Genomic DNA, 12886 nt, shown 5'->3' on the forward strand with positions numbered 1-12886 from the left:
CGGGTGACGGTGCCTCCCGCCCCGTCCCGGTCCGGCCGCGCACGGGCGGGCGGCATCGGAGCGGGAGCTCCTGCTCCCGGGCGTGTCAGGTGTTCCCACTACGAGGGAGGACGTGTGGAGCCGTCAGAACTCCGTCGCGCGGTCGCGGCGGGACGGGCGACCGCTTCGGCTCTGGGCCTTCAGGTCGACGACGTGTGTGTCGTCAACAACTCGGACCGCGTCGCTCTGCGCCTGAGCCCCTGTGACGTCCTTGCCCGGGTCGCGCCTTCGGGCCATATGACCGACTCCCGGATCGAGGTGGAGGTGGCCCGCCGTCTGGCGGACGTCGGCGCTCCGGTGGCCGAGCTCGATCCCCGGGTCGCCCCCCGGGTCCATGTGCGTGACGCGTTCGCCGTCTCGCTCTGGACCTACCACGAACCTGTGGGCCCGGAGATCGCTCCGGCCGACTACGCGGACGTGCTCATGCGGCACCATGCCGCCCTGCGCCGGATCGAGCTGGACGCACCGCACTTCACCGACCGGGTCGCCGGGGCGCTGAGAGCGGTAGGGGACCGGGAGCGGACCCCCGAGCTGTCCGACGCCGACCGGGAGTTCCTCAGCGGCACGCTCGGTGGTCTGAGCGCCACGATCAGCGCCGATCGAGCCGGCGACCAGCTCCTGCACGGCGAGCCGCATCCGGGCAACCTCATCAGCACGCGGAAGGGGCCGCTCTTCGTGGACCTCGCGACGTGCTGCCGTGGGCCGGTGGAGTTCGACCTCGCCCATGCGCCCGAGGACGTGGCACAGCACTACGCGGGGGCTGACATCGGCCTGACGGACCGGTGCCGCGCCCTGAACTGGGCGATGTTCTCGGCCTGGCGCTGGCGCCGGGACGACCAGATGCCCGACCGGGAACGCTGGAGACGGGAAGGGCTCGACCTGGTTCGCGCCGCACTCGACCGCTGCGGGCCGGTCTGACGGCCGCCGGGACGCGACGCCCGCGAACGGGGTTCGGCCCGGCAGCCTTCGCGGAGGCGTGCGCGCACGGATTTTGCCGACTACGGGAGGGTGGCGCCGACCGCCGGGAGCGGCAGGTGTGGCGCCGCCGCTCCGTCAGCTCCCTTTCGGACGACCGGTTCACGAGTGTGCCCGCCGGGTCCGTGCGCTCGTCACCGGCCGGCCCGGAACCGGCGCCGGTACTCCGTCGGTGTCGTGTCGAGTCTGCGGCGGAACGCCCTGACCAGGGTGTCCACGGTGCCGAATCCGCACGTGGACGCGACGCGTTCGAGGGTGGCGTCGGTGGACTCGAGATGACTGCGTGCCACTTCGACGCGGGCCGATTCGATGTAGACGTGCGGGGTCACACCCAGTTCGGTCTTGAAGATACGGGTGAGCTGCCGGTCGCTGACGTGGGCGTGCGCGGCGAGGTCGGCGACCGTGAGGGGCGCGCCGATGTTGCGCATGATGTGGTGGCGGAGGTCTTCGATCCGCCGGGTCCGTGACACCTGCCGCAGGGGGACACTGAACTGGCTCTGTCCGCTCGGCCGTTTCAGATACATCACGAGCTGCCGGGCCACACTCAACGCGACGGCTTCGCCGAGGTCGTCGGAGACGAGGGCGAGTGACAGATCGAGGCAGGCGCTGATTCCCGCGCCGGTCCACACGTCGCCTTCCCGGATGAAGATCGGATCGGCGTCGACCTCGACCTCCGGGTGGTCGGCGGCGAGCTGCTGGGCGGTCGACCAGTGGGTGGTGGCACGTCTGCCGTCGAGGAGTCCGGCGGCCGCCAGGATGTGCGCTCCGACGCAGACGGAGGTGACCCTCCTGGTGCGGTCGGCGAGTTGCCTCACCCGCGCCACCACACGGGGGTCGGTGAGCGGGTGGACGCGGCGATCGCGGTCGACCTCGACCGCGCCCGGCACGATGAGGGTGTCGATGCTCCTCGTGGACAGGCCGTCGAAGGTCACGTCGGGGAGGACGCGTACCCCGGCGCCGGTGGTGACCGGATCCATGGTCTCGGCGGCGAGGACCACCTCGTAGGCCGCCGCTTCGTCGGATTCGCGTCGTGCGAGGGAGAACACCTCCGGTGGCCCTGTGACATCGAGCAGGTCGACACGCTCGAAGAGCACGACGACGATCAGGCGTGTGACGGTGCTCATCAGGCTCCCCCGGCAGGCGACGTCGATGTCCGCATCTGCATGTTAGATGACATTGCCGACACCCTGTGCCAGGTCATAGCGTCGTTGGCGCAGGTCACCGCAGTGGTGAGCTGCTCCTTTCGACACGCGACCCTCAGGCGGTTTCCCATGCCAAGAACGACGCTGCGCCGGCTCAACGGCCTCGACGACACCCCCGCGCGCCTCGACCGGTCCACTCTCGTCCTCATCGACTACCAGAACACCTACACGACCGGTGTGATGGAACTGGACGGCTGGCAGGCCGCGCTCGACGCCGCCGCCCTCCTGCTGGCCCGCGCCCGCCGGGTGGGGACGAAGGTCGTCCACGTCATCAACGACGGGGGCGAGGGCACCCCGTACGGCATCCGGGCCGTGATCGGTCAGATCCATCCTCGCGTCGCGCCGGTCGACGGTGAGCCCGTCGTCGTCAAGGAGACGCCGGACGCCTTCGCCGGGACCGGTCTCGGCGGGCACATCGACGCAACCGGCCACAGCGACCTGGTCATCGCCGGATTCATGACGCACATGTGTGTGGCGTCCACAGCCCAGGGGGCCTTCCTGCGCGGCAACCGTCCCACCGTCGTGGCGGACGCCAGTGCCACGCGCGCGCTGACGGTCGCCGGCACTGAGCTGGACGCCCGCCAGGTGCACTACGGCGCCCTCGCCACCGTCGCCGACCTGTTCGGGGTCGTCGTCCCCTCACAGACGGACATCGCTTGAGGGCTCGGCCAGGCCTGGCACGCGGCCCGCGAGCCGGGCCGGTGGGAGGCCGGGGGCTCGCGAGCGTGCGCCGCTCCCCCGGCCCCGCTCCGGGGTCGCAGGGGCCGCCGGAACGGCCGGAAGCCGTTCGGACCGGTGGAATCCGCCGCGTCGGGGCCTGCCGCGCGGTGGTCCGGAATGCCGGCGTCGTGATGCGCGGGTGCGCCCGCACCCCTGACACAGGCGGAACGGCCGGTGGCAGGGGTGGGGGGGGCACGCGGAGGCATGGGTGCTGGGGAGTGCTCTCAGGAACCGGCCCGACGGTGCGTGCGGATGATGTCCGCGTACCGGTGACCACTGCTCTTGATGGTGCGTGTCTGCGTCGGGTAGTCGACATGAACGAGCCCGAAGCGCTTGTCGTAGCCGTAGGCCCACTCGAAGTTGTCCAGCAGCGACCAGGCGTAGTACCCGGCGAGGGGTGCTCCCTTCCGGACGGCCCTGGCGCACGCTGCCAGGTGCTGCTCCAGGTAGCGGATCCGCTCGGGGTCGTGCACCGTTCCGTCGGGGCCGGGGGTGTCGGGGAACGCGGATCCGTTCTCGGTGACGTAGAGGCGTCCTGCTCCGTAGTCGTCGGTCAGGCGCATGAGCAGCGCTTCGAGGCCACCGGCGTCGATCTGCCAGTCCATGCCGGTGCGCGGCACGTCCGGCAGCCGGACCTCCCGGGCGTGAGGGACGGGGCCCTCGGGGTCGTCGGCGACAGTGACCGGGAAGTAGTAGTTGAGCCCGTGCCAGTCCAGGGGGCCGGCGATGGTCTCCAGGTCGCCCGCGCGTTCGGGCAGATCGACTCCGTACAGCTCCCGCATGTCCGCGGGGAAGCCCCGGCCGTACACGGGGTCGAGCCACCAGCGGTTGGTGTGGCCGTCCATGCGTACGGCCGCCGCCAGGTCCTCGGGGCCGGACGACGCGGCCTCCACCGTGGAGTGGTTGGTCACGAGCCCCACCTGCGCCCCCGGTACCACGGCCCGGATCGCCTGGGCGGCGAGTCCGTGGCCGAGCAGCAGGTGGTAGGAGGCCCTGACCGCCGCGGTCAGGTCGGTCAGGCCGGGGGCCATCCGGCCTTCCAGGTGCCCGATCCATCCGGAGCACAGGGGTTCGTTCAGGGTGCCCCACCGGGTGACCCGGTCCCCCAGCCGTCCGGCCACGACGGTCGCGTAGGCGGCGAGGTGTTCGGCCGTCTCACGCTCGGTCCACCCTCCCCGGTCCTGGAGTGCCTGGGGAAGGTCCCAGTGGTAGAGGGTGATGTTGGGCGTGATGCCGGCGTCCAGGAGCGCGTCCACCAGCCGGTCGTAGAAGTCGAGCCCCGGAGCGTTGACCGGCCCGTCACCGCCCGGCACGACGCGGGGCCAGGCCGTCGACATGCGGTACGAGTCGGCGCCCAGCCGCTTCATCAGGGCGACGTCCTCGGGCCACCGGTGGTAGTGGTCGCAGGCCTCGTCGCCGTGGTCACCGTTGGCGACCTTTCCCGGGGTGTGGGAGAAGGTGTCCCAGATCGAGGGGGACCTGCCGTCCTCGGCGACGCCGCCCTCGATCTGGTAGGCGGCCGTGGCGGTGCCCCAGACGAAGTCCGGGGGGAAGGCGGCGAGATCGATCGATGCGGACACAGGGCTACCTCGCAGAAGTCGGGCAGTAAGGGAGGGGCGGAGCGGTGGGTGGGGCGGCTACTTGACGGCGCCGGCGGTGAGGCCGGTGACGAGGTACCGCTGGAGGAGCAGGAACCCGGCGACGACGGGGAGGCTCACCACGAGGGAGGCGGCCATGACCTGGTTCCAGTAGACGTCGTTCTGCGTGGAGTAGCCCTGCAGGCCGACGGCGAGGGTGCGGGTGGTGTCGTTGGTCATGACGGAGGCGAAGAGCACCTCGCCCCAGGCCGTCATGAACGCGTAGACGGCGACGGCGACGATGCCGGGGATCGCGGCGGGGACGATGACCCGGAACAGCGCGCCGAGCGGTCCGCAGCCGTCCACCTTGGCCGCCTCGTCCAGATCCCTGGGCACCGAGTCGAAGTACCCGATCAGCATCCAGATGGAGAAGGGGAGCGAGAAGGTGAGGTACGTGATGATGAGGCCGGCCCGCGACCCGAACAGGGCGATACCGGTGGCGTTGCCGATGTTCACGTAGATGAGGAACAGCGGCAGCAGGAAGAGGATGCCGGGGAACATCTGCGTCGACAGGACGGTCACCGTGAACACGCGCTTGCCGCGGAAGTTGTAGCGGCTGACCGCGTAGGCCGCGAACACCGCGATCACCACGGAGCAGACGGTCGCCGCCCCGGCGACGATCAGGGAGTTCATGAAGTAGTCGGCGAGGGGAACGGTGTCCCAGATGTCGAAGTAGGGGCTGATGGTCAGGCCCGAGGGGACCCACTGGAACTTCCCGGTCACGTCCTCCAGCGGCTTGAGGGAGCTGGTGACCATGACGAACACCGGCAGCACCACGAAGACGGTGAGAAGCGTCAGGAAGACCCGGCGCGCCCACAGGAACGACTGCGGGGGCGCCATCGGCGAAGGGGTCGTGCGCTGTGCGGTCCTAGGCATCGGTGGCCTGCTTTCCTCGGGACGTGAACAGGAGGTAGAGGCCGGTCACGACGAGCAGGAACAGCAGCAGCAGGACCGACATCGCGGAGCCCGTACCGAAGTTCCAGGTCTGGAAGGACGACTGGTAGATGTGGATGGAGATCAGGTCCGCCGATGCCGGTGCCGCCTTGCCGAAGAGGACGAACGGCGTGTTGAAGTCGTTGAAGGTCCACAGGAACAGCACGAGTACGAGGACCTGGTTGACCGGCCTCAGTGACGGCAGGGTGATGCGGCGGATCTGCTGCCACACGCCGGCGCCGTCCAGCGCTGCCGCCTCGTAGACGTCCCGGGGGATGTTCTGGAGGCCGGCCATCATGATGAGGAAGGCGAAGGGCCAGCCCTTCCACACCGAGACGACGAGCAGCGTGACGAAGGCGTTGTCGCCGATGAGCCAGAACGGCGGGCTGTCCGTGAGGCCGAGCTGGTCGTGGACGACGTGGTTGATGATGCCGTTGTCACGCTGGAACATGAACGCCCAGGTGATGACGGCGGCGTACACGGGCAGGGCGTACGGCACGAGGAAGAGCGTGCGAAGGAAGCCCCTGCCCCGGAAGGTCTCCTGCATGAAGACCGCGGCGGCGGTACCGAGGAACCAGCACAGACTCACCGACAGCAGGGTGAACAGGCACGTGGTAAGGAACGACTGCACCAGCGCCTCGCCCACCGGGGCGTCGAAGTCGACCGAGAGGGCGTAGTTGTCGAGTCCGGCCCACGGCGCGGTGGCCCAGTCCCGGATGTAGAACTGGGTGAGCTGCCGGAAGCTGACGACGATGCCGATGATCATGGGCACCAGGTGGACCAGCAGCTCGAGGAGCAGGGCGGGGAGCAGCAGCAGGTAGGGCAGGCCGATCTTGCGCAGCCGCCCGGAGCGGCGTCTGCGCGGCGCCGCTCCGGGGTCGTTCTTCTCTGCTGTCCGCTCGCCGGTTACGGGGGCGGCGGTCGTGGTCATGGTGGTGTCCGTACTCACTTCTTGGGCATCTGCTGCTGGGCCTTTTCGAGCTTCGCCTTGACCGACGCGGTCGTCACCGGGCGTCCGGCGGCCGCGTCGGCGAAGAGTTCCTTGACCGCCGTGCCGACGACGGTCTCGAACTGCGACTCCTCGGGCACCTGGGGCAGGGCGGTGGCGCTGGTGGCGAGGGTCTCCCGCAGGGGAGACAGGGCGAAGGTGTTGAAGGCGTCGTCCTCCTGGGCGGCCTTGACCGGCGGGATGGAGCCGTAGGCCTTGTTCAGGACCTTCTGCTCCTCGTCGCTGGTCATGAACTTCACGAACTTCTTGGCGCCGTCGACGTTCTTGGTGTTGTTGAAGACGGCCATGTTGATGCCGGCCACCATGGAGTTCGTGCCCTTGCCCGTACCGGGCTTCCCCGACTGGACCGGGGCGGGCACGACACCCCATTCGTCCTTCTTCATACCCTGGGCCTCGAACGTGGCCGCCGCCGTCTGCCACAGCACCATGGCTGTCTTGTCCTTGGCGAAGTCGCTCAGGGACTGGTTCTGCGCGTACTCGGCGTTGCCGGGGGCGATGATCTTGTCCTTGGCCATCAGGTCGACGTACTGCTTGACGGCCGCCACCGCTCCCTCGGACGTGAAGTCGGCCTTGCCGTCGGCGGTGAAGAAGTCGGCCCCGTGCTGCTTCGCGAGGACGAAGACCTGGTGGATGTTGTTGGAGAGGTTGGAGCCCTCCGCTCCCAGCCCCCATTTGCCGTCCTTCGACAGCTTCTTCCCCGCCTCGGCCACCTCGGCCCATGTCGTGGGCGGCTTCTGGATGCCGGCGTCGGCGAACATCTGCTTGTTGTAGTACAGGGCATAGGCCATGGAGTACAGCGGCACGGCCGCCGGCTCCTCGCCCCGCACTCCGGTCGAGCCGAGGGCGGACTCGACGAAGCGGTCCCTTCCGCCTATCGCCTCGAAGTTCTTCTCGTCCCAGGGCAGCAGCGCACCCGTGGCCTGCAGCGAGGCGCTCCAGGTGTTGCCGATGTTCAGGACGTCCGGCCCCTGCCCGGAGGTGGTGGCGGTGAGGATGCGGTTCAGCAGATCACCCCAGGGCACCACCTCCAGCTTGACCTTGATGCCTGTCTCCTTCTCGAACTTGTCGAGTTCGGGCTGCAGGACCTTCTTGTCGACCTCGATGCTGGCGCCCTGGTTCGAGGCCCAGTAGGTGAGCGTCTTCGGCTGCTCGTTGGAACCGCCCGACCCGGACGACCCACCGCCGCAGGCAGCCGCGGTGAGTACGAGCGAGAGGGTGACGGCGCCGACGGCCGCGGCTCGGATTCTGCGCATGACTCCAGGGGCCTTTCAGAAGTGACGAATGTCCGCCGCAGACGGGTCGGGGCGACGTCCTGAGAGCGACCTCAAACCCACACGGCTTAATTTAGGGTGTGAGTTAAACCCCAAGTGAAGGTCGCGTCAAGGGGGGCCACGGCGGTATGTTGCAGAGGTGAGCTTCAAGAAGAGGGGGCAGGGTGAAAGTACGCAGCGGCCGAACGGTGCGTGACCTGCGGCGCGAGAACCGCACCGCCGTATTGCAACGTTTGTATTTCGATGGCCCGTTGAGCCGATTTTCGCTCGGCCCGCTGACCGGTCTGAGTTCCGGCTCCGTGAGCAACGTGGTGGCCGAACTGGTCGCCGAGGAGCTGGTCGAGGAGGCCGGCAGCGTCGACTCCGCGGGCGGGCGCCCCCGGACCCTTCTGCGTATCCGGCCACAGAGCCGCTACATGATCGGCGTCGACATCGGCGAGACCCGGGTGAGGGTCGAGCTCTTCGACCTCGCCCTCACCGAGCTCGCCCGTGTCGAGAAACCCCTGTCGCTCGACGGTCCCCGGCGCGTCGACCGCTACGACGTCGGCGTCGTGGTGGGCCATGTGCGGGCGGGCATCACCGAGGTCCTGGACCGGGCGGGGATCGCGGCCCACCGGCTCCTGGGAGTCGGGGTCGGTGTGCCGGGCATCGTCTCCGGGGGGCCCGAGCACGGCGCGGTCGTGCACGGCCAGACCATCGGCTGGGACGCGGTGCCACTGGAGCGCCTGCTGCGCGAGTCGGTGCCACTCCCCGCGAACGTGCAGTACTACATCGACAACGGTGCCAAGACGCTCGGCCAGGCCGAGATGTGGTTCGGCGCCGGACGTGGGGCGCAGAGCGCCGTGGTGGTGCTGTTCGGCTCCGGTGTGGGCGCGTGCGTGGTCACCGACGACATGAGCCCGGGACGGGCCGTCGAGTGGGGACACCTGACCGTGCGGGTGCGCGGCCGGCGCTGCCGATGCGGCGCGCTGGGCTGCCTGGAGGCCTACGCGGGCGCGGAGGCGCTCCTGGAGCGCTGGCGGGAGGCGGGCGGGGAGCCCCTCGCGGACGTCGACGAGGAGACCGCGCTCACGGCCATGCTGGCCGCGGCCTATCCGGCCGGACAGGGCGACGGTGCCGGGCCGGACTCCGACGCCACGGCCCTGGCCGTCCTGGAGGAGACCGCGGAGTACCTCGGTGCGGGCTTCTCCGACCTGATCAACCTCTTCCAGCCTGAACGCATCCTCGTCGGCGGCTGGGCGGGGCTCCAGCTCGGCACGCGTTTCCTGGACTCGGTGAGGGCCCACGCGACCTCCTACGCCCTCGCCTATCCGGCCGCCCATGTGCACATCGGCCTCGGCACCCTGGGACCGGACGCCGTCACCGTGGGGGCCGCCGCCCTGCCGCTCGCCGACTTCTTCGAGCGCGGAGGCCGGCAGGAGGAGGCGGGCCCCCAGGAGCAGGGCCCGGTGTGGCAGACGACTCTGCAGGACCGGGCCGCGCACCGATGAGGTGAGGTGACGGGCCGAGGACGCCCGCGCAGCCGGCCCCGGTCCGGCCTCGGGGCGGCCCCGGCCCGTACGCGTGCGGGCAGGGTCCGGCCGCCCCGTGGCGGTCGGACCCTGCCCTCGGTACGGCCTGCACGGCCTGCTTCGCACCGGTCAGCCGTGGACGCAGGACTCGTCGAGCGAGTAGCCCCACACCGTGCCCCGGGCCGCCGGCTGCAGACGTACGTGCCGGCCGCGGCCGGGGCGTCGATCGTTGTCGATGTCCCCCGCTGCCCCGCGTGGTCGCGTGGATCGTGCGCCGGTCGGTGCCGTTGCCGGACGGTGCCCGGGCCTTTCTCCGATGCCTGGGCGCCATGGCAGTGCCCGGGCGGCGTGGGGCGCGGGGGCTCCGCCGAGGGGAAGCCGCCACGGCGCGCCTGTGGCCGCGCCAGGTGCCGGCTCCGGCGCCCGGCCGGGCCCGTGCGGACACAGAGGCGGCAGACATGGCCTCACGCCCGCGTCCCGACGGGAGTTCATCAGGCCGGCGCACACCCGCCCCTCCCCGGCGCGCCGAGGCTGTGGAGCCACGTACCGGACTCGGGCCTCGCAGTCCCGCCGAAGGCTCCTGACCCCTCAGAACGATTGCATCCGCAACAACTCGTCGACGTTCTTCAGGCCTGCGGAAGGCGACTTGGCACATTTCACAGGGCTTGTCATGCTTGATGATAGTGCGCCAGGAATGGGGAAGGCGTACGTCTCTCCGCACAGGACGACCGAGGAGGAACGTTGAGTGACTTCAGCGGTGCGAACCGTCCGGACAACGACAGAGCGACGGCCGTGAAGCAGACGGCGCAGGAAAAGGCCGGCGAGGGCGTCGGGCTGGTGGGTGAGAAGGCGGCCGACGCCGCCGGGACCGCCAGACAGCGCGCGGGCGACGTGGCAGGTGAAGCCTCGTCCCGGGCCCGGGACGTCGCGGGCGAGTTGCAGGAGCAACTACAGGATCAGGCGCGGACCCAGACACAGCGCCTGGCTGAGAACGTCCGCCGGCTCGCGGACGATCTCAGCGACATGGGAAACAGCGGCAGGGACGGTTCACCGGCCACGAACGCGGTGAGGAGGGTCGCCGACCGCGGTCACGACGCGGCGGCCAGGCTGGAGGACCGGGGCCCACAAGGACTCGTCAGCGACCTCCAGGACTTCGCGCGCCGTCACCCGGGCACGTTCCTGGCGGGCGCCGCACTGGCCGGCTTCGCGACGGCGCGCCTGGGCAAGGGGGTCAAGTCCGCGAACGACGGGGCGTCGTCCCGCACGGCCGGCGACCGAACGACCCTTCCGCCGACGGCTGCCGGGGACGGCGGCAGATCCGTGGGGACCGACGGCGATCCGCGCTACGGCGCGACGGAACTCCCCGACTCCCAGGGGACGCCGCAGCCCACACCGTCCTACGGCGGATCGATATCGCCACCCGGGCCGCTCCCCGTCACGGACCCGTACCCCAATCCGGACCCGCGACAGCAAGGGGGCTGAGCCGTGGCCATCTCCTATTCCCGGAACGCCACCGCCCGGCACACCACCGGCCCGACCGGCTCCACGCAGGTCCCCTCGGCGGATCCGTCCGTCGGGGAACTCGTGGGCGAGATCAGTGACGACCTCACCCGGCTCGTGCGCGGCGAGATCGATCTGGCGAAAGCCGAGATGAAGCAGGAGGCGACCAGAGCGGGCAAGGCCGCGGGCATGCTCGCGGGCTCCGGATACGCCGGACACCTGGTGCTGCTCATGGGCAGCCTGGCAGCGGTCTTCGGACTGGCCCGCCTGGTCGACCTCGCCTGGGCCGCCCTCATCGTGGCCGCCCTCTGGGCACTGGTGGGCGCCGCCCTCTTCGTGATCGGGCGCAAACGTATGCGCGCGGTGCGGGTGAAGCCGGAAAGGACCACAGAGACGCTGAAGGAGGATGTCCGATGGGCACGGAACCGGACGAACTGAAGACCGAGGTGGAGGACACCCGGGCCCAGTTGTCGCACGACGTCGACCGCCTCGCGGAGAGGGTGGCACCGGGAAGGGTGGCCCGTCGCAAGGCGGACGCCACGCAGCGCCGCCTGACCGGCATCAAGGAACGCGTCATGGGCGCCGCCGACGGCGCGGGCGCAGGGCCCGGGCAGAAGGCGCGTGGCCTCGCCGGAAGCGCGGGTGACGCCGCCGGACAGGCCGGGGACACCCTCCGGCGCACGGCCGACCAGGTCGGTCAGTCGGTGCAGGAGGTCCCGGGCCAGGTGACCGAGCAGACGCAGGGCAGCCCTCTCGCCGCCGGAGTCATCGCGTTCGGCGCCGGGATGCTCGCCGCCGCGCTGATCCCGGCCTCGAAGGCCGAGGAGAGGGTCGGCTCCCAGCTCCGTGAGCACTCCGACCAACTGCTCGAGCCGGCCAGACAGACAGCACAGGAAGCGGCACAGGACCTCAAGGAAGGCATGCGCGGGCCGGCCACGGAAGCCGTGCAATCGGTGAAGAGCACGGCGCAGGATGCCGCCGAAGCCACCGGACAGCAGGTCCGGGATTCCGGGCAGGAGGCCGCGAGCGGCCTGCGGGAGGTCGGCCAGGACGCTGCCCGGGAGGCGCGGGGGCGGTCAGGGAGGGGCTGAGGCGCCAGAGGTCCGACCGTCGCGGCCCTCGCCGTGCTTGGGGCGTCGCACTCGGCGGCCACCGGACCGGCGGCTAGTCGGCGGCTGCCACCCCGACGCCCAGGGCGACGAAGAGCCAGCCGGTCGCCCTGTCCCAACGGCGCCTGAAGGACTGCCGAGCCATCTGGGACTGGAGCCTGGCAGCCACGGCGACGAGGCCGAGCCACAGCACCACGCCGACGACCACGTCGAGGAGCCCCAGGAGGAGGATCTGGTCCCGGACCCCGGCACCGTCGTGCTCGACGAACTGCGGGAGGACGCTCAGGAAGAACAGCGAGGCCTTCGGGTTGAGCACATTGGTCAGCAGCCCCTCGGTGAAGGCTTGCCACCATCCCTGGCGGCCGGTCCCGGTACGATCCTCCGCGCCCACGCACGCCGCCCCGGCCCCTCCTCCCCCAGCGGCGCGGCGGTGGACATCTGGCCTACCGTCACCGTCCCCTTCACCTCGCCGGTGTGCCCTGTCCCTCCTGCGAGCCGCCAGCAGGGTACGCACCCCCAGATGGATGAGGTAAGCGGCCCCGGCGATCTTCAGCACGGTGAAGGCGAGCGCGGACCGGCTGACGAGCACCGAGAGACCCGCGACCGCCGCGGCGACGTGCACACACAGACCGGCCTGTGCGCCGAAGGCGGCGGCGCGGCCCAAGGAGCGCCTCCGGACGGCTGCCCTCACGATGACAAGGAAGTCCGGCCCCGGTACCGCGTACGCCAGCAGGACCACTCCCAGAAAACCCAGCAGATTGACGGCCATGAGGACCTCCCCGGTCTCGGCGGCTCCCCCTTCGTGTGCGCCGGCACCGGCCCGGGTATGCCTCGCCGTCGGTCGTCCTCTGCATCGGGTGGATGGATGGAGGGGTACAGCGAGCGCGCAGCCTCGCGCCGCGGATCGCCGGCACGAACTCCCCGACAGGCTCGGGCTCGTTGAGCACGCCGCGCTCCGATGGAGGGTGACCGAACCGGGA

General features: G+C 70.6%; 12 protein-coding genes. 6 read left to right on the forward strand and 6 right to left on the reverse strand.

Features of this window, described 5'->3' with window-relative positions:
- The first annotated feature begins 114 nt into the window (after positions 1 to 114).
- Positions 115 to 957, forward strand: coding sequence for a phosphotransferase (locus tag ACHFIV_RS17560; RefSeq protein WP_398969422.1), 843 nt, complete (start codon positions 115 to 117; stop codon positions 955 to 957).
- 191 nt (positions 958 to 1148) lie between these two features.
- Here the strand turns inward: ACHFIV_RS17560 and ACHFIV_RS17565 are convergent, their stop codons facing one another.
- Entirely contained in the window at positions 1149 to 2138 is a 990-nt protein-coding gene (locus ACHFIV_RS17565) for a GlxA family transcriptional regulator (protein WP_398969425.1), read from the reverse strand.
- 147 nt (positions 2139 to 2285) lie between these two features.
- On the opposite strand from ACHFIV_RS17565, the gene ACHFIV_RS17570 reads away from it, so the two are divergent.
- The gene (locus ACHFIV_RS17570) at positions 2286 to 2876 is read left to right on the forward strand and encodes an isochorismatase family protein (protein WP_398969428.1); all 591 of its coding nucleotides are present in this window, start codon (positions 2286 to 2288) and stop codon (positions 2874 to 2876) included.
- 284 nt (positions 2877 to 3160) lie between these two features.
- On the opposite strand, the gene ACHFIV_RS17575 is transcribed toward ACHFIV_RS17570, so the two are convergent.
- Genes ACHFIV_RS17575 through ACHFIV_RS17590 form a run of 4 tightly spaced genes read right to left on the reverse strand, consistent with a single transcriptional unit; the run spans position 3161 to position 7768 of the window.
- Complete coding sequence (locus ACHFIV_RS17575) at positions 3161 to 4516, reverse strand: GH1 family beta-glucosidase (protein ID WP_398969431.1); 1356 nt, start codon at positions 4514 to 4516, stop codon at positions 3161 to 3163.
- Positions 4517 to 4573: 57 nt separating this feature from the next.
- Positions 4574 to 5413, reverse strand: coding sequence for a carbohydrate ABC transporter permease (locus ACHFIV_RS17580; protein ID WP_398969733.1), 840 nt, complete (start codon positions 5411 to 5413; stop codon positions 4574 to 4576).
- A 28-nt stretch (positions 5414 to 5441) separates the two neighbouring features.
- A complete protein-coding gene (locus tag ACHFIV_RS17585) occupies positions 5442 to 6437 on the reverse strand; it encodes a carbohydrate ABC transporter permease (RefSeq protein ID WP_398969434.1) in 996 nt (331 codons plus the stop codon).
- A gap of 14 nt (positions 6438 to 6451) precedes the next feature.
- Complete coding sequence (locus ACHFIV_RS17590; RefSeq protein WP_398969437.1) at positions 6452 to 7768, reverse strand: ABC transporter substrate-binding protein; 1317 nt, start codon at positions 7766 to 7768, stop codon at positions 6452 to 6454.
- Between the two features lie 182 nt (positions 7769 to 7950).
- Here ACHFIV_RS17590 and ACHFIV_RS17595 point away from each other — a divergent pair, with 182 nt between their 5' ends.
- The 4 genes from ACHFIV_RS17595 to ACHFIV_RS17610 all read left to right on the forward strand — a co-directional run bounded on the left by ACHFIV_RS17595 (position 7951) and on the right by ACHFIV_RS17610 (position 11888).
- On the forward strand, positions 7951 to 9276 hold the full coding sequence (locus ACHFIV_RS17595) for an ROK family protein (protein ID WP_398969439.1): 1326 nt from the start codon (positions 7951 to 7953) through the stop codon (positions 9274 to 9276).
- A 762-nt stretch (positions 9277 to 10038) separates the two neighbouring features.
- The gene (locus ACHFIV_RS17600; RefSeq protein WP_398969441.1) at positions 10039 to 10779 is read left to right on the forward strand and encodes a hypothetical protein; all 741 of its coding nucleotides are present in this window, start codon (positions 10039 to 10041) and stop codon (positions 10777 to 10779) included.
- A gap of 3 nt (positions 10780 to 10782) precedes the next feature.
- The gene (locus ACHFIV_RS17605) at positions 10783 to 11235 is read left to right on the forward strand and encodes a phage holin family protein (protein WP_398969444.1); all 453 of its coding nucleotides are present in this window, start codon (positions 10783 to 10785) and stop codon (positions 11233 to 11235) included.
- A complete protein-coding gene (locus ACHFIV_RS17610; protein WP_398969446.1) occupies positions 11211 to 11888 on the forward strand; it encodes a DUF3618 domain-containing protein in 678 nt (225 codons plus the stop codon). Before ACHFIV_RS17605 ends, ACHFIV_RS17610 begins: the two co-directional genes overlap by 25 nt.
- 73 nt (positions 11889 to 11961) lie before the next feature.
- Here the strand turns inward: ACHFIV_RS17610 and ACHFIV_RS17615 are convergent, their stop codons facing one another.
- A complete protein-coding gene (locus tag ACHFIV_RS17615) occupies positions 11962 to 12675 on the reverse strand; it encodes a LysE family translocator (protein ID WP_398969448.1) in 714 nt (237 codons plus the stop codon).
- Between the last annotated feature and the right edge of the window lie 211 nt (positions 12676 to 12886).

Origin of the sequence: Streptomyces sp. ALB3, assembly GCF_044385685.1 — a bacterium.
Taxonomy (GTDB): Bacteria; Actinomycetota; Actinomycetes; order Streptomycetales; family Streptomycetaceae; genus Streptomyces.